This is a genomic window from Tersicoccus phoenicis (genome assembly GCF_001968835.1).
Lineage (GTDB): Bacteria > Actinomycetota > Actinomycetes > Actinomycetales > Micrococcaceae > Tersicoccus > Tersicoccus phoenicis.
Genome location: NZ_MRDE01000006.1, coordinates 19,068 through 41,178, shown reverse-complemented (window position 1 = coordinate 41,178; position 22,111 = coordinate 19,068). Strand labels below are relative to the sequence as shown.

Annotated in this window: 21 protein-coding genes; 11 read left to right on the top strand and 10 right to left on the bottom strand. The window is 71.1% G+C overall.

Annotated elements, in window-relative coordinates; all coding sequences use genetic code 11:
- Positions 1-27 precede the first annotated feature (27 nt).
- Positions 28-1,035, top strand: coding sequence for a polyprenyl synthetase family protein (locus BKD30_RS00890; protein WP_235861237.1), 1,008 nt, complete (start codon positions 28-30; stop codon positions 1,033-1,035).
- A gap of 44 nt (positions 1,036-1,079) precedes the next feature.
- Here BKD30_RS00890 and BKD30_RS00885 read toward each other — a convergent pair whose 3' ends face one another.
- A complete protein-coding gene (locus tag BKD30_RS00885) occupies positions 1,080-1,715 on the bottom strand; it encodes a trimeric intracellular cation channel family protein (protein ID WP_408033344.1) in 636 nt (211 codons plus the stop codon).
- 159 nt (positions 1,716-1,874) lie between these two features.
- On the opposite strand from BKD30_RS00885, the gene BKD30_RS00880 reads away from it, so the two are divergent.
- A complete protein-coding gene (locus BKD30_RS00880) occupies positions 1,875-2,069 on the top strand; it encodes a DUF2795 domain-containing protein (protein WP_076700725.1) in 195 nt (64 codons plus the stop codon).
- Between the two features lie 89 nt (positions 2,070-2,158).
- On the opposite strand, the gene BKD30_RS16195 is transcribed toward BKD30_RS00880, so the two are convergent.
- Positions 2,159-2,347 (bottom strand): hypothetical protein, encoded by a 189-nt coding sequence (locus tag BKD30_RS16195; RefSeq protein WP_162493835.1) that lies wholly within the window; start codon positions 2,345-2,347, stop codon positions 2,159-2,161.
- Here BKD30_RS16195 and BKD30_RS00875 point away from each other — a divergent pair.
- Together BKD30_RS00875 and BKD30_RS00870 are read left to right on the top strand one after the other, a co-directional pair.
- The gene (locus tag BKD30_RS00875; protein WP_218189228.1) at positions 2,330-2,851 is read left to right on the top strand and encodes a VOC family protein; all 522 of its coding nucleotides are present in this window, start codon (positions 2,330-2,332) and stop codon (positions 2,849-2,851) included. The genes BKD30_RS16195 and BKD30_RS00875 overlap by 18 nt on opposite strands.
- A 39-nt stretch (positions 2,852-2,890) precedes the next feature.
- Positions 2,891-4,399 carry an FAD-dependent oxidoreductase gene (locus BKD30_RS00870; protein WP_076700722.1) on the top strand — a complete coding sequence of 503 codons (1,509 nt, stop codon included), beginning with the start codon at positions 2,891-2,893 and terminating at the stop codon, positions 4,397-4,399.
- A 184-nt stretch (positions 4,400-4,583) separates the two neighbouring features.
- Here the strand turns inward: BKD30_RS00870 and BKD30_RS00865 are convergent, their stop codons facing one another.
- Entirely contained in the window at positions 4,584-6,029 is a 1,446-nt protein-coding gene (locus tag BKD30_RS00865) for a PucR family transcriptional regulator (RefSeq protein WP_076700719.1), read from the bottom strand.
- Between the two features lie 164 nt (positions 6,030-6,193).
- Here BKD30_RS00865 and gabT point away from each other — a divergent pair, with 164 nt between their 5' ends.
- Both gabT and BKD30_RS00855 read left to right on the top strand, forming a co-directional pair.
- Positions 6,194-7,555, top strand: a complete 1,362-nt coding sequence (gabT, locus tag BKD30_RS00860; RefSeq protein ID WP_076700717.1) for a 4-aminobutyrate--2-oxoglutarate transaminase — start codon at positions 6,194-6,196, stop codon at positions 7,553-7,555.
- Between the two features lie 199 nt (positions 7,556-7,754).
- Positions 7,755-8,672, top strand: a complete 918-nt coding sequence (locus tag BKD30_RS00855; protein ID WP_076700714.1) for a universal stress protein — start codon at positions 7,755-7,757, stop codon at positions 8,670-8,672.
- On the opposite strand, the gene BKD30_RS00850 is transcribed toward BKD30_RS00855, so the two are convergent.
- The gene (locus BKD30_RS00850) at positions 8,657-9,112 is read right to left on the bottom strand and encodes a PTS sugar transporter subunit IIA (protein WP_076700712.1); all 456 of its coding nucleotides are present in this window, start codon (positions 9,110-9,112) and stop codon (positions 8,657-8,659) included. The genes BKD30_RS00855 and BKD30_RS00850 overlap by 16 nt on opposite strands.
- A complete protein-coding gene (locus tag BKD30_RS00845) occupies positions 9,109-9,339 on the bottom strand; it encodes a glucose PTS transporter subunit EIIB (RefSeq protein WP_076700709.1) in 231 nt (76 codons plus the stop codon). Before BKD30_RS00845 ends, BKD30_RS00850 begins: the two co-directional genes overlap by 4 nt.
- A 163-nt stretch (positions 9,340-9,502) precedes the next feature.
- Between BKD30_RS00845 and BKD30_RS00840 the strand changes: the two genes are divergently transcribed.
- Positions 9,503-10,855, top strand: coding sequence for a PTS transporter subunit EIIC (locus BKD30_RS00840; RefSeq protein WP_083955879.1), 1,353 nt, complete (start codon positions 9,503-9,505; stop codon positions 10,853-10,855).
- Positions 10,856-10,903: 48 nt separating this feature from the next.
- Here BKD30_RS00840 and rarD read toward each other — a convergent pair whose 3' ends face one another.
- Complete coding sequence (gene rarD, locus BKD30_RS00835; protein WP_173892987.1) at positions 10,904-11,911, bottom strand: EamA family transporter RarD; 1,008 nt, start codon at positions 11,909-11,911, stop codon at positions 10,904-10,906.
- Between the two features lie 59 nt (positions 11,912-11,970).
- Complete coding sequence (locus BKD30_RS00830) at positions 11,971-13,092, bottom strand: DUF6882 domain-containing protein (RefSeq protein WP_076700707.1); 1,122 nt, start codon at positions 13,090-13,092, stop codon at positions 11,971-11,973.
- 363 nt (positions 13,093-13,455) lie between these two features.
- On the opposite strand from BKD30_RS00830, the gene BKD30_RS16980 reads away from it, so the two are divergent.
- Together BKD30_RS16980 and BKD30_RS00820 are read left to right on the top strand one after the other, a co-directional pair.
- Positions 13,456-13,806 carry an RNA polymerase sigma factor gene (locus BKD30_RS16980; protein ID WP_076700704.1) on the top strand — a complete coding sequence of 117 codons (351 nt, stop codon included), beginning with the start codon at positions 13,456-13,458 and terminating at the stop codon, positions 13,804-13,806.
- The gene (locus tag BKD30_RS00820) at positions 13,776-15,746 is read left to right on the top strand and encodes a sigma-70 family RNA polymerase sigma factor (RefSeq protein ID WP_076700702.1); all 1,971 of its coding nucleotides are present in this window, start codon (positions 13,776-13,778) and stop codon (positions 15,744-15,746) included. Before BKD30_RS16980 ends, BKD30_RS00820 begins: the two co-directional genes overlap by 31 nt.
- A 307-nt stretch (positions 15,747-16,053) precedes the next feature.
- Here BKD30_RS00820 and BKD30_RS00815 read toward each other — a convergent pair whose 3' ends face one another.
- Positions 16,054-17,559 (bottom strand): catalase, encoded by a 1,506-nt coding sequence (locus BKD30_RS00815; RefSeq protein WP_076700699.1) that lies wholly within the window; start codon positions 17,557-17,559, stop codon positions 16,054-16,056.
- Positions 17,560-17,561: 2 nt separating this feature from the next.
- The gene (locus BKD30_RS00810) at positions 17,562-18,050 is read right to left on the bottom strand and encodes a Fur family transcriptional regulator (protein ID WP_076700695.1); all 489 of its coding nucleotides are present in this window, start codon (positions 18,048-18,050) and stop codon (positions 17,562-17,564) included.
- Positions 18,051-18,149: 99 nt separating this feature from the next.
- Between BKD30_RS00810 and BKD30_RS00805 the strand changes: the two genes are divergently transcribed.
- Positions 18,150-19,421: an MFS transporter gene (locus BKD30_RS00805; RefSeq protein WP_076700691.1), complete on the top strand. Its 1,272-nt coding sequence runs from the start codon at positions 18,150-18,152 to the stop codon at positions 19,419-19,421.
- A gap of 139 nt (positions 19,422-19,560) precedes the next feature.
- Positions 19,561-20,430 carry a zinc metalloprotease HtpX gene (gene htpX, locus BKD30_RS00800; RefSeq protein WP_076700687.1) on the top strand — a complete coding sequence of 290 codons (870 nt, stop codon included), beginning with the start codon at positions 19,561-19,563 and terminating at the stop codon, positions 20,428-20,430.
- 4 nt (positions 20,431-20,434) lie between these two features.
- On the opposite strand, the gene BKD30_RS00795 is transcribed toward htpX, so the two are convergent.
- Positions 20,435-21,937, bottom strand: a complete 1,503-nt coding sequence (locus tag BKD30_RS00795; RefSeq protein WP_076700683.1) for an APC family permease — start codon at positions 21,935-21,937, stop codon at positions 20,435-20,437.
- Positions 21,938-22,111: the final 174 nt, after the last annotated feature.

Below are 22,111 nucleotides of genomic sequence, written 5' to 3'. Positions count from 1 at the left end.
GGCACCGGTCGGCTCCCCACCGCCGGGATGGTGTTGCCCGCCGTGTTCTCCCTCGTCGCCGAGCACGCCGAGCTGGGCCCCGCCGTCGTCGCCTCCCTCGGCCGCGTCGAGGAGCGGCTGCGCACGTCCATCGCCCACGCGGATCCCCTCGCCGACACCATCAGCCGGCACCTGTTCGACGCCGGGGGCAAGCGGATCCGCCCCCTGCTGACCATCCTCGCCGCCCACCTCGGCCGGCCCGACCGGGACGAGGTGGAGCAGGCCGCCGTCGTCGTCGAGCTGACCCACCTGGCCACGCTCTACCACGACGACGTGATGGACTCCGCGCAGTTCCGCCGGGGCGCTCCCTCCGCGCACCAGATCTGGGGGAATTCCGTCGCCATCCTGGCCGGGGACCTGTTGTTCGCCCGCGCGTCCCGGCTGGTCTCCGATCTCGGTGGCCGGGCGCTCGCCATCCAGGCCAGCACCTTTGAGCGGCTGTGCCTGGGCCAGTTGCACGAGACGGTCGGCCCCGCCGAGGACGAGGACCCGGTGGCCCACTACCTGTCCGTGATCGCGGACAAGACCGGTTCCCTGGTGGCGGCCAGCGGTCAGCTCGGCGCCATCTTCGCGGGCGCGGAGGAGACCTACGTCCAGACGATGGTCAAGTACGGCGAGAGGATCGGCGTCGCCTTCCAGCTCGCCGATGACGTCATCGACGTCACCGGTGCCCGCGCCGTCTCCGGCAAGACCCCCGGGACGGACCTGCGTGAGCACGTGCCCACGCTCCCGGTGCTGCTGCTGCGCCGTGCGGCCGCCGGCGGGGACGCCTCCGCCGTCCGGGTGCTTCGACTGGTCGACGGGGACCTCGGCTCGGACGAGGCGCTGCGCGGCGCCGTCGCCGCCGTCGCGGAACACCCGGCCACGGAGGAGTCCTGGGCCGTCGCCCGGCAATGGGCGGACGACGCAGTCGACGCCCTGGCCGCGCTGCCCGACGGCGTGGTCAAGGACGCCCTGATCGGGTTCGCCCGCGCCGTCGTCGACCGCTCCGCCTGACCGGGGTCGCGGCGACGGCCCGCGGGGCCGGGCCCCGCGGTGTCTCAGTCCACGACGTTGCGGCTGGCCAGCGGGATGCTCCAGCGCAGTCGGCGCCCCGCCACCCGCAGACCGAAGACGAGTGCGGCGATGACGATCGCGGCCACGCCCTGCAGCAGGCCGGCGGATTCGGCGGCGACGGTGAGCGCCGCGCCCACGAACGCGGGAATGGCGTAGAACTCACGCTGGTCGAACAGGGTCGGGGTGACGTTGGCGATCACGTCGCGCAGCAGTCCTCCACCCACCGCCGTCGTCACCCCGAGCAGTGCGGCGGCCACCGGGTGCTGGTGGGCGTTCAGGCCGATCAGCGTGCCCGAAACGCAGAACAGGGCCAGCCCGGCGGCGTCGAACACGACGAGCAACCGGTTGTAGCGCCGGACCGACGCGGAGATGAAGTACACGGTGACGACGGCGACGACGGGCGGCACCAGGTACAGCGGTTGGGTGAACACGACCGGCGGCCCGGCACCGAGCACGAGATCCCGCACCACCCCACCGCCGAGACCCGCGACGCACGCGAGCAGCAGGGAACCCACCAGGTCGAACCGCTGCCGGGCGGCCAGCAATGACCCGGACACGGCGAAGAAGTAGACCCCCACGAGGTCCAGGATCAACAGCGTCAGCGAGGCGTCCACGGGCACCAGCGTAGAGCCGGGTGGCCGGGCTGGTCGGTCTGCCACCCGGTCCCCATTGCCCCGGCTCGGGTCCTCTGCTTGGCTGGAGCGACGCGCTCGAGCAGCCGTGGCGCACATCGTGTGCCGGTCCGATCAGCGGCACACCGGAGTGAGAGGGCGAGACCCATGAGTGAGAAACCGAACCCCATCGACCTGCAGAAGCACCTGGCCGGCGTCGACTACCCCGCCAGCCGGGACGACCTGGTGGCGAAGGCGGAGAAGTCCGGCGCCGACGACACCGTGCTGACGGCGCTGCGGGGGCTGCCCGATCGGACCTTCGACTCGCCGGCCGCCGTCAGCGAGGCCGCCACCAGCAAGTGACCGCCCGGTCGACGGGATGATCAGGAAGCAGGAGGACCACGATGGTCAGCAACCAACCCGACGACGATCGCGACCGCGCCCACGGGGAGTCACCCGCGGAGGGTGAGCCCACGTCGGAGCAGGCCCAGCCCCGGCAGCACGCCGAGGAGCCGGCCGAGGGTGCGGCCGACGACGACGATTCCTGAGCCGCCGGCCGGGCCGGTGACGTCCCTGCCCGATGAGCCGATCAGCGTTCCCGCGGCAGGGAAGGACCACCGGTCATGAGGAGCCGACTCCATGTCGTCACGCTCGCCGTCGCCGACCTGCAACGGGCGGTGACGTTCTACCGGGACGGCCTCGGTCTGGCCACGGACGGGATCATCGGTACCGAATACCCGTCGACCCCGGACACCCCCGGCGGGGAGACCGCCATGTTCCACCTCGACGGCGGCCTCATCCTGTCCCTCTACCCGGTGGGAGAGCTGGCCAAGGATGCCGGCCTGTCCGCGGACGCGATCGGTGGCACGAGCGTGGCCCCGGGGTCACGTCGTGCGCGAGCGGGCCGACGTCGACGCCGTGCTGCGGGAGGCCGAACGGCGCCGGGGCCACCGTCCTCGGCGTCGCGCACGAACGTCCCTGGGGCGTCTACTCCGGCTACTTCCGCGACCTGGACGGCCACCTGTGGGAGGTCGTCCACTTCCTGCCGGGAACCGGTCCGGCCACGGCAGACTGACCCGTACCCCCGCCCACGGCCGCGGTGTTTGTGTGCTTGCCCACGTCACCGCGGTCCGCTCCGAATATGAAACTAGAATGGTGTGGATTTGAAGGAGACTGATTCGATCGTGCCCGACCACAGCCCCAACGCCACCGCCGCGGCCGAGAAGACCGGCGTCGCCGACACCACGAACGCTGCAGACACCCATGACGCCCGTGCCCTCCGCGTCGCCGTCGTCGGTGCCGGCCCGGCCGGGGTCTACGCCTCCGACCTGCTGACCAAGTCCGAGGCGGCGAAGAGCGGCGCGCTGACCCTGAGCATCGACCTCTTCGACCGATACCCGGCGCCGTTCGGCCTGATCCGGTACGGCGTCGCGCCCGACCACCCGCGGATCAAGGGCATCATCGCCGCCCTGCACAAGGTGCTCGACCGCGGCGACATCCGCTTCTTCGGCAACGTCGCCATCGGCGCCGATCTCAGCCTGGCCGACCTGCAGGCTCACTACGACGCCGTCATCTTCGCCACGGGCGCGATCAAGGACGCCGACCTGAACATCCCCGGCGTCGAGCTGGAGGGCTCCTGCGGCGCTGCCGACTTCGTCTCCTGGTACGACGGGCACCCCGACGTGGACCGGGACTGGCCGCTGGACGCGAAGGAGATCGCCGTCATCGGCAACGGCAACGTCGCGCTCGACGTCGCGCGCATCCTCGCCAAGCAGGCCGATGACCTGCTCAGCACCGAGATCCCGGACAACGTGTACCGGGCGCTCAAGCGTTCGCCCGCCACGGACGTGCACATCTTCGGCCGCCGCGGCCCCGCGCAGATCAAGTTCACCCCACTGGAGCTGCGCGAGCTGTCCCAGTCGCCGGACGTGGACATCGTGCTCTACCCGGAGGACTTCGAGTTCGACGAGGAATCCGAGCGGCAGATGCAGACGAACAACCAGACCAAGACCATGATGGGCACGCTGACGAACTGGATCGCCGCCCAGCCGGACGACCTGTCGGAGTTGACCGGCAAGCGCCGGCTGCACCTGCACTTCCTGCACAACCCGGTGGAGATCCTCGACTCGGCGGACACCCCGGGCCACGTCGCCGCCATCCGGTTCGAGCGCAACGAGCTCGACGGCACGGGCGGGGTCCGCGGCACCGGGGAGATGCTCGAGTACCCGGTGCAGGCCGTGTACCGGGCGATCGGCTACTTCGGGTCGGCGCTGCCGGATCTGGACTTCGACCACCGCCGGGGGGTGCTGCCCAACGACGGCGGTCACGTGCTCGACGCCGAAGGCGAGCCGGTGCCGGGCGTCTACGCCACCGGGTGGATCAAGCGCGGCCCGGTCGGACTGATCGGCCACACGAAGGGTGACGCCCTAGAGACCATCGGCATGCTGCTGGCGGACCGCGACCAGTTGCCGGCGCCCGAGCACCCGGACGAGTCGGCCATCGTCGAATTGCTGGACGCCCGCGGCATCGAGTGGACCTCGTGGGAGGGCTGGCTCGCCCTGGACGCCCACGAGCGGGAACTCGGTAACACCGCCACCACCGCCGGCCCCGTCGAGCGGGAGCGAGTCAAGGTCGTCCCGCGCGGCGACATGGTCGACATCAGCCGGGCGATCCGGGATCTCACCGGCGCCTGACGCTCGCCCGGTATCGGTGTCGGTCGCCTCTCCTTCGCGCCGGCGGTCGCCTCTCCTTCGCGCCGGCGGTCGCCTCTCCTTCGCGCCGAGTGTGCGTTTGACGTCGTCAAACGTGCCGAATGGGTGCGTTGTCCGTACATTCGGCGGCTGAGGCGGGACGCCGAAGTCGCCGGCACTGAGCACTTCACTCCCCGCGCCGGAGCCGATCGACGGTCAACGCCAGCCACAACTGCACCCGGTCCGCCGTCACCCCCGGGTCCAGACCGGTGAGCGTCTCGATCTGCGCCAGCCGGTAACGGACCGTGTTCCGGTGCAGGACCAGGTCCGCGGCGACTGCCGACGTCGACCCGTTCAGGTCGAGGTACCGGGCGAGGGTGATCATCAACTGGGTGCCGTGCTCCGCGTCACTGGCTCGCACCGGCGCCAGCACCTCGTCGCTCATCGCCCCGAGCGGAACGTCGTCACTGGCCAGCAGCAGTCCGGTGAGGCTGAGTTTCTCCACGTCGTTGATCCGGCCGCCGCGGGACAGGGCCTGCCGCGCCTCGAACCAGCTCCACCGCAACCCCTCCGGGTGCGGGTAGGCGCCGCCGACGCCGATCCGGCCGGATAGACCCGCCGCCTCGACGTGCGCGGCGATCAGTTCCGCCACGTCCCGCCCGGATCGCGCCCCCCCTTCCGGCACGATGATCAGCAGCGTCTCCTGCAGCACGGCGGTGACCAGGTCCGCCGCCGGACCCGGGAGGGGTAGCGCCGCCAACAGCCGGTCGTGGCCGTGGCCGCGCCCCTGGGGCAGGCTCAGCGCCAGCACCCGGTGCCGCCGCCGCGGCTGCAGTCCGACGGACTCGATCCGGGACGCCGCCTCGGCGCCGGTGACGGTGCCGCGCACGATGTCGCCCAGGACCTGGCCGCGGACCTGCCGCAACGAGGCCCGGTGCCGGGACTGGCTGCTCAACTCCAGGCTCACCAGGCCCTGGGCGTACGCGAGGATGTCCGCGTCGGCGGGCAGGGCCCGCACCGCCAGAGTCGACGCGTCGGCGCTGCCGGTCGAGATCGCCACCGGCGTCCAGGACTCGTCGGGCAGCCGGGACCTGGGGGCGGTGTGCAGGACGGAGCCGTACTGGGTCAGGGCGACGTCGGTGCCGAGCATCCCGGCCAGGGCCGTCAGCAGTCCCGGCAGGCCGCGGCCGGTCAGCAGCGCGTGTGCGAGCACCTGGTGGTCGCGCAGCAGCCCTTCGAGCCGGGCGGAGGCCTGGTCCGCGTGGGCCTGCGCCACCCGGCGGGTGATCGCCAGGAACGGGACCGCGTACGGCACCTCGAACACGGTCAGCCCGGTCCGCTCCGCCTCGGCCCGGGTCGCAGCCGGCACGGCGTCGTGGCCCAGACCCGTGCCGAAGCCGAGCCCGACCGCCCCGGCTGACGCCAGACTCGCCACGAACCGGCGTTGCGCCGCCGTCGTCCGCTGGCGCAACCCCACGGTCAGCACCACCTCGGCGCCGGAGAGGAACGGCGACGGGTCCTCCAGCTCCGTGGACGCGGTCCAGGAGATCGGGGCGTCCAGGTCAACCCCGTCGGTGACGGCACGCAACCCGAGGCCCGGATCGGCGAGCAGGTCGCGGACGGTGATCGGCATGTGTTCACGCTACCGCCGGACCTGTCGGATGTCGCAGCGATCCCCTGCCCGACTGTGCGTCTGGCCATGGAGAGACCTGGCCCACGCTGGCTACGCTGAGCGCGGACAACGCCACCGACGGCACCGACACGGCAGGGGCCGTGCCGCGATCGAGAGGATCTCCGATGACCGCCATCGCCACCCGACTGGAACAGGCACGCCGCATCACCGGGTCGTTCCCGGGGCCACGGTCGCAGGAACTGGCGCGGCGGCGGTCCGCCGTCGTCGCCGCCGGCGTGGCCTCCAGCGTGCCCGTCTACGCCGCCGACGCCGACGGCGCCATCGTCCGCGATGTCGACGGCAACCAGTTCATCGACCTCGGCTCCGGCATCGCGGTCACCTCGGTCGGCGCTTCCGACCGGGCGGTCGTCGCGGCCGTGCGGGACGCCGTGGAGCACTTCACGCACACCTGCTTCATGGTCACCCCGTACGAGGGCTACGTGGCCGTCGCCGAGCAGTTGAACGAGCTCACCCCGGGTGACCACGAGAAGCGCACCGTGCTGTTCAACTCCGGCGCCGAAGCCGTGGAGAACGCGGTCAAGGTCGCGCGCCTTGCTACCGGGCGGAACGCCGTCGTCGTCTTCGACCACGCCTACCACGGCCGCACCAACCTGACGATGGCGCTGACCGCCAAGTCCATGCCCTACAAGCACGGGTTCGGCCCGTTCGCCCCGGAGGTCTACCGGGTGCCGATGAGCTACCCGTACCGCGAGGAAGCCGGCATCGCCGGGAAGATGACAGGTGAGGAGGCCGCCCGGCGCGCCATCGGCATGATCGAGAAGCAGATCGGGGCAGACCAGGTCGCCGCGATCCTGATCGAGCCCGTGCAGGGCGAGGGCGGCTTCATCGTCCCGGCCGAGGGATTCCTGCCGACCCTCGCCGCCTGGGCGAAGGAGACCGGCGTCGTCTTCATCGCCGACGAGGTGCAGTCCGGGTTCTGCCGCACGGGCGCCTGGTTCGCCTCCGAGCACGAGCACGTCGTGCCGGACCTGGTCACCATGGCCAAAGGCATCGCCGGGGGACTGCCGCTCTCCGCGGTCACCGGTCGCGCCGAGCTGATGGACGCCGTGCACGGCGGCGGCCTCGGAGGCACCTACGGCGGCAACCCGGTGGCCTGCGCCGCCGCCCTCGCGGCGATCCAGACCATGAAGGACCAGGACCTGCCCGCCCGCGCCGGCCACATCGGGGACATCATCGCGCCCCGGCTGCGGGCGCTGGCGGAGAAGACCGACATCATCGGCGACGTCCGGGGCCGTGGGGCCATGATGGCGATCGAACTGGTCAAGCCCGGCACCGCCGGTACCACCAAGGAGCCGAACCCGGAAGCCGCCAAGTCGATCGTGCAGGCCGCCCTCGCCGAGGGCGTCATCCTGCTGACCTGCGGCACGTACGGCAACGTGATCCGGCTGCTACCGCCGCTGGTGATCAGCGACGAACTGCTCGCGGACGCGCTGGACGTGCTGGAGGCCGCCGTCCTGGCGGCCTGACCGGCCCGGTTGCGGGCACCCGGGGGCGACGAAGCCGGTGGTGCCCCGGCTTCCCGGCGGGTTCATGACTCCGGTCGACCGCGGCCGCCGGTGGCTGCTGCGACAATGAGTTCGACAGTCGCGGACGCCGGTGACGCACATCGGCACGGGTCAGCGCGTAGCTGCGGGGGCGTGCGCGGACGCGGCGGAACGGAGAAGCATGAGGTACGTCGTCGGATTCGGCGCTCCGGACACCGGCGGGGACGCCCTCGCCCTCGCCGTGGCGATCGCTCGCGCGCAGTCCGCCGCACTCGACATCGTGCACGTGCGCCGCCGGTCCGAGCCGTTCAACCCCAGCTACCCCGAGCAGGACCCGGGCGCCGACCGGGGTGGTCGGCCCTCCCCGCGAACTCTGCTCGACCGGGCGCGCGCGCTGGTGCCCGAGGACGTGGAGGCCCGCACACACATCCGCGCCGCGAGCTCCTTCGCGGAGGGCTTGATGGCGACGGCCCAGCAGCTGAACGCGGAACTGATCGTCGTGGGCGCGTCCAGCTCGGGGCTGTGGTCCCGGTTCAGCGTCGGCACCGTCGCCAACCATCTGCTGCACAGTTCCGCCGTCCCGGTGGCCCTGGCGCCGCGCGGCTACGACGCACCGCGGATCACCCGGATCAGCGCCGCGATCGGTTCCCGGCCCGGGGCCCAGGCCGTGCTGGACACCGGTCTCGCCGCGGCGGCCCGCCGCCGGGTGCGGCTCCGCCTGATCTCCCTGCTGGCGCTCGGCAACGTCAAGGACCGGCCGGAGGCCCGCCGGCATACGCAGCGAATGCTCGACGAAGCCGCCCGCACCCTGCCCACCACGGCCCGCGTCGACACCGCGATCGCCACGGGCAAGACGATCGAGAACGCGATCGACCGGATGACCTGGGAGCCCGGGGACGTCGTGCTGGTCGGCTCCAGCCGGCTGGCCCACGGCAACCGGTTGTTCATGGGCAGCACGGCGTCGAAGATGCTGCGCACGCTTCCGGTGCCGATGGTGGTGGTGCCCAAGAGCGCGACGGCGGCGAGCGTGGATGCCGGTGACCGGGGCGGCACCGGCGACGCCGACGGCCCCGGTGCCGCCGGTCAGGGCAGGTCGTAGAGCCGGTCCCCGGCCTCCACCGTGCGCCCGACGACGTCGCTGATCACGCTGTCGGGGGTCGCGCCCAGCACGACGACGGGGCAGGCCGCGCTGTAGCCGGCGTCCTGCACGGCGGCCAGGTCGACGGTCACCACGGCGTCGCCCGCGGCCACCTGTTCGCCCTGCTCGATGTGCAGCGTGAAGTGCCGGCCCTTCAGTTCGACCGTGTCGATGCCCACGTGCACCAGCACGCTCGGCCCGTCGGGCACGGTGGTGACGAACGCGTGCGGGTGCAGCTTGACGACGGTCCCGGCGACCGGAGCGACGACCCGGACCGTGCCCGCGGCCGCCGGGGAGACGGAGACGCCCGGTCCCACCAGCTGGGCGGCGAACACCTCGTCCGGCACCTCGGCGAGCGTCGTCACCGTGCCGGCGACCGGGGCGCCCACCGGAATGCTCACAGCAGGTCCTGGATATCCTCGGCCAGCGTGTCCGCCTCGGGTCCCACGACGACCTGGACGGCGCGCCCGGAGACCACGACGCCGTGTGCTCCGGCGGCCCGCAGCGCCGCCTCGTCCACCACGGAAGCGTCCGACACCTCGGTCCGCAACCGCGTGATGCATCCCTCCACCTCGACGATGTTCCCGGCTCCGCCGAGCGCCGCCACGATGTCGTCCGCCTTCGCCATGTCTGGCTCCTTCATCAAGCCGGCCTGCGCCAGCGTGCCTCGTTGACAACCGGGATCAATACTACGAGCGTTCAGGGTGACCTGGGTCATGCGCGCACCGCGTGGCCGATCGTCAGCTGGTCACCGGCACCCGGCGACCGGGAGCGAGAGGAAACGAGGACCCATGACCACCAGTGCGACGGGGGCGTCGACCCCGCGCAGGGAACGGCGAGGCATGGCCAACCTGCAACGGTTCGGCCGGTCGCTGATGCTACCGATCGCCGCGCTGCCGGCGGCGGGACTGCTGCTCCGGCTCGGCGCCCCCGACCTGATCGGAGCGGTACCGGGCCTAGAGACGGTTGGGTCGGTGATCTCCGCCGCGGGTGGCGCCCTGTTCGACAACCTGCCGCTGCTCTTCGCGGTCGGTATCGCGATCGGCTGGGCCCGCAAGGCCGACGGGTCGACCGCGCTCGCCGCCGTCGTCGGTTACCTTGTGCTGGCCGGGGTGTTCAAGGTGATGTCACCGATCGTGCTCGCCGGTCAGAAGGCCACCGACGGCACCCAGGCGGTGATCAACTTCGGCGTGCTGGGCGGCATCGTCGTCGGACTCGTCGCGGCCACGCTGTGGCAGCGGTTCTACCGGACGAAGCTGCCGGACTACATCGGCTTCTTCGGTGGTCGGCGCCTCGTGCCGATCCTCACCGCGGTGGCCACCCTGGTCATCGGCGTGGTGCTGTCCCTCGTGTATCCCCTGTTCAACACCGGTCTGACCGCGGTGGGCAACGCCGTGCAGGACAACGCCGTCATCGGCGGCGGCATCTACGGCGTGCTCAACCGGCTGCTCATCCCGCTCGGCCTGCACCACATCATCAACTCGGTGGTCTGGTTCCTGATCGGTGACTACAACGGTGTTCACGGCGATCTCAACCGCTTCTTCGCGGGCGACCCGAACGCGGGCCTGTTCATGACCGGCTTCTTCCCGATCATGATGTTCGCCCTGCCCGCGGCCGCCCTGGCCATCTGGCACGAAGCGCGTCCGTCACAGCGGAAGATCATCGGCGGCGTCATGCTCTCGACCGGCCTGACCTCGTTCATCACGGGCATCACCGAGCCGCTCGAGTTCTCGTTCATGTTCGTCGCCTGGCCGCTGTACGTCATCCACGCCGTCCTGACGGGCACCTCGATCGCCCTGGTCAACGCCCTCGGCATCCACCACGGGTTCTCGTTCTCCGCCGGCGCCATCGACTTCCTGCTGAACTTCGGCAAGTCGACCGGCGGCATCTGGCTGATCCCGATCGGGCTGGGGTACGCCGTCATCTACTACGTCGTCTTCCGGTTCGTGATCCGGCGCTGGAACCTGCGCACGCCGGGCCGGGAGGACACGCTCGACGACGGCGCGCTCGCGACAGCCGGTGTTCCGGCCGACGAGGGGACGGCAGGCTCCCGCACCGCTGCCGACGAGGCTTCGGCGGCTCCCACCACCACGCGCGCCGGGGAGGCTGCCCCGCGTGCGCGGGGAGACCACCCGGCGGGGTGAGCGTCGCTGCCGGCTCGGTCTCTGCGGGGCCGGGTCGAGCCGGCGTCGTCAGGAGGTGACGACGCGGGGCCCCGCCTCGATGGTCGGCCGCGGTCGTGATCGCCGCCGCCGGATCTGCCGTGCGGCGTCGACGATGAGCAGCAGCAGAGCGACCCAGACCAGGGAGAAACCGACCCACCGATCGACCGGCATCTGTTCGCGCAGGACGAGTACCGCGAGGATGAACTGGAGTACCGGGGCGAGGTACTGGAGCAGCCCGACCGTGGACAGCGGAAGCCGCCGGGCCGCCCCACCGAAGCACAGCAGCGGCAGCGCCGTGATGACACCGCTGGCGGCCATCAGCCAGAAATGGGCGGGACCGTCCGCGGTCAGGGTGGCCTGACCGGCGAGCGTGAGCCACACCATGACGGCCAGCCCGAGCGGAAGCAGCACCACGGTCTCGACGGTCAGACTGGTGAGGGCGTCGACGCGGCCCCCGACGCGGTTCTTGACCAGGCCGTAGAACCCGAACGATCCGGCGAGCACCAGAGCGATCCACGGCAGTCTGCCGTAGGCGATGGTGAGCACGACGACGGCGAGCGCACCGACACCGACGGCCACCCACTGGGTACGACGGAGCGACTCGTGCAGCACCAGCACCCCGAGCACCACGGACACGAGCGGGTTGATGAAATAGCCCAGGGCGCCCTCGATGGCCTGCCGCGTGGTGACGGCATACGCGAACGCGAGCCAGTTCACCGCAATGAGCAGGGCGGCCACCGTGAGGGTGCCGACGATCCGCCGATCGGTCAGAGCGGCCCACAGGGCGGACCAGCCGCGCATCACCGTGAGCAGCAGGGCACAGAACAACACGGACCAGGCCACCCGGTTCGCGACGATCTCGACCGGTCCCGCCGCGCCCAGCAGCGCGAAGTACAACGGGAGCAGACCCCACAGACCGTAGGCGGCGACTCCGTTGAGCAGCCCGACACCGGTACGTCCCAGCCGTCCTCCGGGCTCCCGCCTCACCTCGATGGAGGAACCGGGTGGCGTCGTGGCGCTGCGCGTGGTGGTCACATCCGTTCTCCAAGTCCCGCGCACCGCGGACTATTCCGCCCCGACGGCGCGCCGGCGTCTCAGCGACCGAACAAACGGCCGAACAGCCCACGCCGCCGTGGCTCGGCTTCCTCCGCCGATTCCTCCTCGGCCGGCTGTGGGGCGGCCTCGGGCGCCGGCTCGAGCTGCTCGTCGCGCGGGGTTTCGGGCTCATTCTCGGGTGTCGGCTCGGTCGGCCGCGGGGCCGGCTCGCGAACGGGCTCGACCGGCTCCTCCTGCCGCACGGGCGCGGCCGGCGGCCGTGCCTCGTCACGCACCGCGCGTTCGGGCACCCACCCGACCGGTGCCCGCTCGGTGCGTGTCGGATAGGGCTGCGACGGTCCGCGGTCGGCTTCCTCCCCCGCGGCCCGCTCCCGGACGGGCACCGCACCGTCGGGAGTCTCACCGACAGGAATATCACCGACAGGCACCTCACCGACGGGCCGCGGTTCGATCAGCGTCACCGGTACCGGCTCCGGGGCGTAACCGGCCGGCCGACGACTCTCGACGACGTCGATCCCGCTGATCGTCGACCCGTCGAACGTCAACTCGACCCCGCCGTCGTCCGCGCTGAGCACGACCCGACCGTCGGCGTCGACACTCAGATGCAGCCCCCGCCGCCGCGCATATCCCTCCACGGCGACACGGTGATCCGCGGCGAGCCCCGTGTGCAGGCCCTCGGCGATGGTGCGACCGACGGCGAGGACCGTCGGCGGCTGCAGGGTGAGCGCGTCGGACCGGACCAGCATCCACACGCGGGCGCCCGCGCCGGCCCCGGCGGTGTAGTGGGCGTGGACACCGGTGACGGCCTTGGCGGCGATCACCAGCCGCTCATCCAGGCCGACAACCAACGGGGTCTCGTCGTCGGCGAGTTCCGGGATGTCGTGCTCGACGCCGTAGCGTCGGGTCGACTCGGCGGCGGCGAGCACGGCCGGAAGGAAGTGCTCGGGCTCCTGCCACGACCAGATCCAGGTGCCGCGGCGAGGAGAGGAACTGCCGAGCAGGTACGGGGTCGCGGGAGCGTCGACGCCGGGGAGGGAGATCCGTGGGCCGGCGAAGTCGACCCGGGCGGCGTCGGGAACCAGATACTCCTCGAATGCGCGCTGATGCTCGACGGAGAGGAACAGTCCACGGTCGACGAGCGTCTGCAGAGCGGTGGCCATAAGTCCCACCCTACGATCGCCCTCGCCCGCCCGGAAGCAGACCAGCCGTATAACAGTTCGATATCGCCGCGTCATGCCTCGGCCGCTTCCGACTCTTGATGGGAGCAACGACGAGAACGTGAGTAACGACGAGAACGTGAGTGCAGTGCAGGGCCTGCGGCTCGTCGTCGGAGGGGGCCGGGTGCCGTCACGCGGGGGTGAGGCGGTATGACCAGTGCGGTGAACGCACTGACGGGGCGCCGGTGCCCGCGCTCGGGGGAGAGGCGGGCACCGGCACTTCACCATTCTGCCGGTCGGCCGCCGGCGCTACCATGGCGGTGGGGGCCTGCGAAGCACGGGCGGTAGGCAGTGAACGCATCTGCGATGCCGGTCGCGGACGATGACGCGAGCGACCGGGAACTCATCGACGCGGTACGCGCCGGCGATCGGCGTGCGTTCGGAATCCTGTACGAGCGACACCGAGGTGCCGCGTGGAGAGTCGCGCGCCGGTGCGCGAACGGGGCTGCGCAGGCGGACGATCTCGTCGCCGAGTCCTTCGCCAACCTACTGGCCGCCGTCCGGCGTGGCGCGGGTCCGCGAGAGAACGTTCGCGCCTACCTCTTGACCGTCGTCACCCACGAGGCCGGTCGCGCGGCGCGCGCCACCGCGGTCAGTACAGCACGGAGGCGATCGAGCTCGCCGAGGTGCCGCAGACCTTCGAGGACCCGATACTGAAGAGTTTCGATGCGGAGACCATCCGGCGAGCCTTCCTGACGCTGCCCGAACGGACGCGTGCCGTCCTGTGGTACGCCGCTGTCGAGGACCTCAAACCTGCGGCCTTCGGCCGGCTGCTCGGGCTGAGTCCCAACGCCGCCTCGGCGGCCCTGAAGCGTGCGCGCGAACGGCTCGCTCAGGCGTACCTGCAGTGCCATGTCCGCGCCGTCCAGGACGGAGAGTGCCGCCTCACCGGTCCGTCCCTGGCGGCCTATGCGGCGGGCCGGCTGCGCGGAGCGGAGCTGGCCCGCACGCGGTTCCACGTCGAGAACTGCCTGACCTGCTCAGCGGCGGTGCTGCACCTGCGTGACGTCAATCGCGGACTGCGTGCCGCGTACCTGCCACTGGCTGCCACGGCGCCGATGGCAGGCGGTCTGCTGGCGGCGCTCGGCCTCGGCGCCTCGGCGCCGCCCTCGGCGCGGGCAGCGGGGTGGGGCGTGGCGGCGGGGCACGGCGGGACCTCCGGTGCGGCGGCCGTGACGTCGGCCGTGGTCGTCATCGGAGTGGCGGTCGGCATCGGCACCGCCCGACTGGTGACCGCCGATCCGGCACCGGCCCAGACCCTAGCGGGTGCCGTGCAGAATCCGCTCACGACCGGAGCCGGCCAGCTTCCGGGCGGTACCACGAGTACCGGCGCGCCGAACTACCTGGCCGGGGGTCCCAGTGGGGCGAGCGGAGTCGGCCCGGGCGGATCCGGGGTGGGCGCCACTCCGAACGCGTTCGGTGCTGGCGGATCCGTTCCCGGGGGCGGTGTCTGGGCCCCCGGGAACCCGGGCGGTCAGGCGCTCGGGAACCCGGGTCAGCTGCCGCAGGCCGGCGGTGTTCCCGGCTTCCCGGGGTCCGCGGCGGACATCTCCACCTTCCTCGGTCCGGGTCTCGGAGCCGCCGGGGGCGGCGGTATCGGCGCGGTGGCCGGTGCCACGGATCCGCTGCCGCCCGGGCCGGGATCGTTGCTGCCGGGCGGGGGCGGCCCCGGCGCGGCCACCGCCCAGCCGCCGGGTGTTCCTCCCGCGCCCGGAGGTCCGACGGGCGGTGCCGTGCTACCGCCGCCCGCACCGAACCCGCCGGGCCCGAATCCACCCGCGCCGAATCCGACCGGGGGCGGGACATCGTCACCCACCGCAGTGCCCACCACGTCGGGGCCGGGTGCGACCCCGACCTCGTCCACCCCCTCGCCGTCTGGAACCCCGACCGACAATCCGTCCCCCACTGGTCCCGTCCTGGGGCTGACCGTCGAGATCGGCGTCAACGGTCAGTTCTGGCAGCCGGGACCCGTCGCGGTGTACACGGGCCGGGTCACGGTCACCGCCCCGGTGGCGGACATGGATCGTCGACTGACCCTGCGGCTGGAGGTGGAGGGCGGCTGGCAGGGGATCCTTCGACCGGCAAGCCCGGCACCGACGTCAGGGAGCAGTACGGCAGCACCATCGGACGCGGCGGCCCCGACCACGTCGTCGGACGCGGCGGCCCCGACCACGATGCCGGACGCGGCGGCCCCGACCACGATGCCGGTGGACGATCCGACGGGGACGATCCCCACCGAGAGCGACTCGCCGACCACCGACGGCATGACAACCCTGCTGGGCACGCCCACTCGGGGCGCGCGCCCCGTGGTGGTTTCCCTGCGCGTCGACCTCCCCGCGGGCCAGAGCACGAAGTCGATCAAGATCGTGGCGGTGCGCGCTTCCTTGCCGTCGCCCGGTCCGGCGGTTCCGGCCATCGCCTGGAAACTGACCGATCCGCGCGACGGCGCCAGCGTCGAGGGCGAACTGCCCCCGTGGAAGCCGGCGTCGGCGTCGGACTCGCCCACCGCGAGACCCTCGACCGACCCGGCGCCCGAGGGCACGATCAGCATCTCGACCGGACCAACGATCACGGCGTCGCTCCGCAGCCCGTTCTGATCCCCCGATCTGGTACTCCGGTCCGGGAGCGGGAGCCCAGGCGCAACGGCTGCGGCCGATTCGCCGGCCGGAGACGACGAATGCCCGGGGCGGACCGTCGTCGCGCCACCGGGCATTCGCCGAAGTGAGGCGCCAGCCGGGCTGATTACCAGTGGGGGGATAGGTGACCAGTCCGGCCGGCTAGGGAGGCTCTCAGTGAACGATTGGGGGAAATCTCCACGAGCCGCCTCACCATCAGTATGGCAGCACGCCGACCGGATCACAAACCCCTGCAGGGGGAAATTCGGCGTGCTGCCCGAACCAGCGGTCAGACGGTCGCGACCGGCTGATCCTGCTCGGCCTGCGCCCGCGCGTACGCGTCCCGGACACGGGAACCGAGCTCGGTGTCGATGTTGTCCCAGTACCGGAACGCCCGTTCGCGGATGTCGTCGGTGCGGACACCGGAGATGTGACCGGCGATGTTGCCCACCAGGCGTTCCCGCGCGGCCGCGTCGAGCACCTCGCGGTACATCGTGCGGGGCTGGACGACGTCGTCGTCCTCCGGGTGCAGGGTCGCTGCGGCGCGCACCAACTCACCGTCGGCGTCCCAGCCGGCGGACTCGGCCGCCCTCCCCGCATCGGCGTGCGGGCCGCCGAAGCTGTTCGGCGCGTAGACCGGAACGTCCGGCGCGTTGAAGGTGTACCGCATCGGCCCCTCCTTGGAGTAGGAGCTGACCACGGCGTTCTTCGGGTAGTTCACCGGCAGGTCCTGGTAGTTCGCGCCGATCCGGTACCGGTGGGCGTCCGCGTACGAGAAGATGCGGGCCAGCAGCATCTTGTCCGGACTGGTCGCGATGCCGGGCACGAAGTTGGACGGCTCGAACGAGGCCTGTTCGATCTGTGCGTGGAAGTTCTCCGGGTTCCGGTTCAGGGTCATCCTGCCGACCTTGATCAGCGGGTAGTCGCCGTGCGGCCAGACCTTGGTCAGGTCGAACGGGTTGAACCGGTAGGTCTTCGCGTCCTCGTACGGCATCACCTGCACGTACAGGGTCCAGGACGGGAAATCGCCCCCCTCGATCGCGTCGAACAGGTCACGGCGGTGGTGGTCCGCGTCCACGCCGGCCAGGCGTTCGGCCTCGTCCCCGGTCAGGTATTCGTTGCCCTGGTCGGTCTTGAAGTGGTACTTCACCCAGAACCGCTCGCCGGCCGCGTTGATCCACTGGTAGGTGTGGGAACCGAAGCCGTCCATGTGGCGCCAGGTCTTCGGGATGCCGCGGTCGCCCATCACCCAGGTCACCTGGTGGGAGGACTCGGGACGCAGCGACCAGAAGTCCCACTGCATGTCGTTGTCCCGCAGCGAGGAGCCGGGCAGGCGCTTCTGGGAGTGGATGAAGTCGGGGAACTTGATCCCGTCCTTGATGAAGAACACCGGGGTGTTGTTGCCCACCAGGTCGTAGTTGCCCTCGGTGGTGTAGAACTTCAGGGCGAAGCCGCGCGGGTCACGCCAGGTGTCGGGCGAGCCCTGCTCACCGGCCACGGTGGAGAACCGCGCCAACATCTCGGTCCGGACTCCCGGCTGGAAGAGAGCTGCCCGGGTGTATTGCGAGACGTCCTCAGTGGTCTCCAGAACACCGAACGCGCCTCCACCCTTGGCGTGGACGACGCGCTCGGGCACCCGTTCCCGGTTGAACTGGGCGAGCTTCTCGACGAGGTAGTGGTCGTGCAGGACGACCGGGCCGTCGGCGCCGACGGTCAGCGACTCGTTGTCGCTGGCGACGGGCGCGCCGCTGTTGGTCGTGGTGAAGGGTCCGGTCGGACGGGGGGTGGTCGACATGCTCACTCCTTGGTCGATACGTGCAACGGTGCTCGGGTGGTGCTGTCCGGGCCGTTCTCCCGGCAGTCCGCACAGATGACCCGGAACAGGACATCGGCGGAAAGTACGGTCATGCCGGTCGCGCTGCCCGGCGCCAGGCAGGGGGCGGACCCGACGACGCAGTCGACGTCGACGATGCGGTGGCATCGAACGCACTGCGCGTGATGATGGTTGTCGCCGGTCCGAGTCTCGTACCGGGCCGGCGACGCGGGGACGTCGATCCGTCGGATCAGACCGTGCCGTTCGAGATCCGCGAGGACGACGTAGACCGACTGCAGGCTGATCTCCGGCAACCCGACGCGCACCGCCCGGTGCACCTCGTCCGCACTGGCGTGCGGATGCTCCCGGACCGCTCCCAGCACCTGGGTGCGGGGCCGCGTGACTCGCAGCGCGTGCGCCCGCAACTGCGTCGGCCAGTCCGGTTCGGCGTGCGGCCCTGCTGTCGTCTCCATCACCCCCAGTGAACCACTTCTTCTGAACTATTCACAAAAGCGACGCGGATGGCGTCGCGACCTGCGACGTCATCCGCCGGTTCCCCGTACCCTGATCCGGTGCCCCGCCTCCTCGCCGACCTCACCCCGTTGCGCCGCAGCCCGGCCTACCGGCGGATGTGGACGGGGATGTCCCTCTCCGCGATGGGCAGCAACATCGCGCTCGTCGCGGTCAGCCTCCAGGTCTTCGCCATCACCGGGCAGAGCCTGTACGTCGGCATCCTCGGCGTCTTCGCCCTCGTGCCGCTCGTGGTGTTCGGCCTGTACGGCGGCTCGATCGCCGATGTGCACGACCGGCGCCGGGTCGCGCTCCTCTCGGCCGGCATCATGTGGGCCTCCAGTGCCGGGATGGCGATCCAGGCCTGGGTCGGTGCGGAGAACCTCTGGGTGCTCTACCTGCTGGTCGCGCTCAACAGTGCGGGCACCGCCGTCAATCAGCCCACGCGCAGTGCGATCGTCCCGCAGCTGGTGGGCACGGACCTGCTCCCGGCCGCCAACGCGCTGAGCATGATCACTTTCACGATGGCGGCCATGGTCGGCCCCGTGGTCGGCGGCTTCCTGGTGGCCAGCGTCGGGTACGGCTGGACCTACACGCTCGACGTGCTCTCGTTCGCGTTCGCCTGGTGGGGACTGGCGACGCTGCCCTCGCTCACCCCGACGGGGGCGACGGGGTCGCCGGGACTGCGTTCGGTGCTGGAGGGCTTCGCGTTCCTGGCCACCCGGCCCAACGTGCGCGGCACCTTCGTCGTCGACCTGATCGCCATGATCACCGCGGCACCACGCGCGCTCATTCCGGCCATCGCGGCGTTGTCCCTCGGGGGAGGAGAGGCGACGGCCGGTGCCCTGCTGGCCGCCATCGCCCTGGGATCCTTCCTCGCGGGCCTCTTCTCCGGTCCGCTCGGAGCGGTCCGCCGGCAGGGGCTCGCCGTGCTCTGGTCCGTCGTCGCCTGGGGCCTGTGCATCGGCGCGCTGGGGCTGACGGTGCTGGCCGCGGGCCGCGATCGTCCGGGCAGCGTCTCGGTGTGGGTGGTGCCCGCGCTGCTGGCCTGCACCGCGGCCGGGGTGGCGGACTCGATCAGCTCCGTGTTCCGGTCCACCATGCTGCAGAGCGCGGCACCGGATCACCTGCGCGGCCGGCTCTCCGGCGTCTTCGTCGTCGTGGTGGCCGGCGGTCCCCGGATCGGTGACGCGGTGGCCGGGGGCACGACGACGGTGTTCCCCGAGGGCGCCGTCCTGCTCCTGGGCGGCATCCTGTGCGTGGCACTGACCGCCGTGATGGCCTGGACCCAGCCCGGTTTCCGCCAGTACGACGCGCGGCACCCGACGCCGTGAGTCGCGGCGGGCAGAACGTTCCCGCGTGGAGCCAGCCTGGACGCTGCCCCGGAGTCGCCTTCGAATCGGAACACGGCCCGCTTGCCGGGCGTTGTTCCCCATGAGACCCTCGTTGACCACCACCGACCCAGGACGGACCGTGCACCGACATCACAATGGCCTGAAGACGACCCTGCTGCTCGGCGGCATGATGGGGCTGCTGCTCCTGGTGGGCGCCGCCCTGGCGGTCGGTACCAGGAACAGCGCTTTCCTCTGGCTGTTCCTGCTGATCGGGCTCGGCACGACGGCGTACGGGTACTGGAACAGTGACAAGATCGCGCTGCGTTCGATGCAGGCGTACCCGGTCACCGAGGCGCAGCAGCCGGGAATGTACCGCATCGTGCGGGAACTGTCCGCCCGCGCGAACCAGCCGGTGCCCCGGCTGTACGTGTCGCCGACCGCGGCGCCCAACGCGTTCGCCACCGGCCGGGATCCGCAGCACGCGGCCGTGTGCTGCACCGAGGGCATCCTCTCGTTGCTGGACGAGCGGGAGCTGCGCGGAGTGCTCGGCCACGAGTTGATGCACGTGTACAACCGGGACATCCTGACGTCGTCGGTGGCCGCCGCCGTCGCCGGGGTGATCACGTCCCTCGCACAGTTCGCGCTCTTCTTCGGCGGTGGACGGGACCGTAACGGCGGCAACATTCTCGCGGTCCTGGCCACCTCGCTGCTCGCCCCGATCGCGGCGATGGTGGTGCAGTCCGCGATCAGCCGCACGCGGGAGTTCGACGCGGACGAGGACGGCTCGACCCTGACGAACGACCCACTCGCTCTCGCCTCGGCGCTGCGCAAGCTGCAGCGGGGCACCCAGCGTGCCCCGCTGCCGCAGGATCAGAAACTGGTCAACACCTCGCACCTGATGATCGCCAACCCCTTCCGCCGGGGTGGCGGCGTCGCCGCCCTCTTCGCCTCGCACCCGCCGATGGACGCCCGGGTGGAGCGGCTCGAGCGGATGGCCGGCCGTCGCTGACCGGTCAGCGCCCGGTGTCGGCCAGGCGCGTGCGCACCGGGTCGTTCATCAGGCCCACCCGGGCGTGCCGGCGGCCGTAGGCGAAGTAGATGACGAAGCCGATCACCAACCAGACGACGAACCGGAGCCAGGACTCGACGGCCAGGTTGAGCATCAAGTAGAAGCACAGCACGGCCGAGAGGATCGGCAACCCGGGGGAGAGCGGCACCCGGTAGCCGCGCGGCAGGTCCGGGCGCTTGCGCCGCAGCACCACCACGCCGATGCTGACCAGCACGAACGCCGAGAGCGTGCCGATGTTGATCATCTCCTCGAGCCAGGCCACGTCGGTCAACGCCGCGATCAGCGCCACCGCGGCGCCGCAGATCAGCTGTAGCCGCACGGGTGTCTTGTGCCTGGCGGAGGTCGCGGAGAGCCAACGGGGCAGCAGCCCGTCGCGACTGAGGGCGAGCAGCACGCGCGCCAGACCCATCAGCAGCACCATGATCACCGTGGTCAGGCCGATCAGGATGCCCACGGAGATCACCTGGGCGGCCCACGGCGCACCGACCTGGACGAACGCCGTCGCCAGCGACGGGTTCTCAGCCTTCGCCAGGTCCTGGTAGGAGGACATGCCGGTGAGCGCCAGGGTGGTGAGGATGTACAGCACGCTGACCAGGATCAGGCCGCCGAAGATGCCGCGGGGAAGGTTCTTCTGCGGGTTCTTGACCTCCTCCGCCGAGGTCGCGACGACGTCGAACCCGATGAAGGCGAAGAACACCAGGGCCGCACCCGAGAAGATGCCGAAGATCCCGTACTGGGCCGGCGCGGACCCGGTGAGGAACGAGAGGAGCGACTGGGTCAGCACGCTGCCGCCACCGGCCGGTGTCTGCGCGGGCGGGACGAACGGCGTGAAGTTCTCCGCCTTGACGAAGGTGAAGCCGACGACGATGACGAAGACGACGATGCCGACCTTGATGATGGTGAACACGTTGTTGACCATCGTCGAGAGCCTGGTGCCCAGGATCAGCAGCACCGTGAAGACGGCGACGATGACGAACGGGCCCCAGTCGAACGCCACCGGCCCGAGGCGCAGGGTGGTCGGCACGTCGACCTGGAACAGGCTGAACACGTTGGAGAGGTATACCCCCCAGTACTTGGCGATCACCGCCCCTGCGGCCAGCAGCTCCAGGATCAGGTCCCAGCCGATGATCCAGGCCAGCAGCTCGCCGAGCGTCGCGTAGGTGTAGGTGTAGGCGCTGCCCGCGACCGGGATGGTGGACGCGAACTCGGCGTAGCACATGATCGCCAGTCCGCAGGTGACAGCGGCGAGCACGAAGGAGAGGGTGACCGCCGGACCGGCGTAGTTGGCTGCGGCGTTCGCGCCGACCGAGAAGATTCCCGCGCCCACCGCGACGGCCACGCCCATGATGGCCAGGTCCCAGGCGTTGAGCGACCGCTTGAGGTCGTGCCCGGGCTCGTCGGAGTCCCGGATCGACTGCTCGATCGATTTGGTCCGCATGAGGCTCATGGCTGCTCCCGTGCCGGTTCGGTGCGAAGGTGGCTGCGTCCAACGTTACGGTGCCGGGACGCGCCACCGTAACGGTCGACGGCGTCCACCGGGCCCGCTCATTCATTAGCGAACATTTATGTTGGCTAATCGTCGTCCGTTCGTCTACGGTGTCCCTGTGGTGAGGCAACCCTT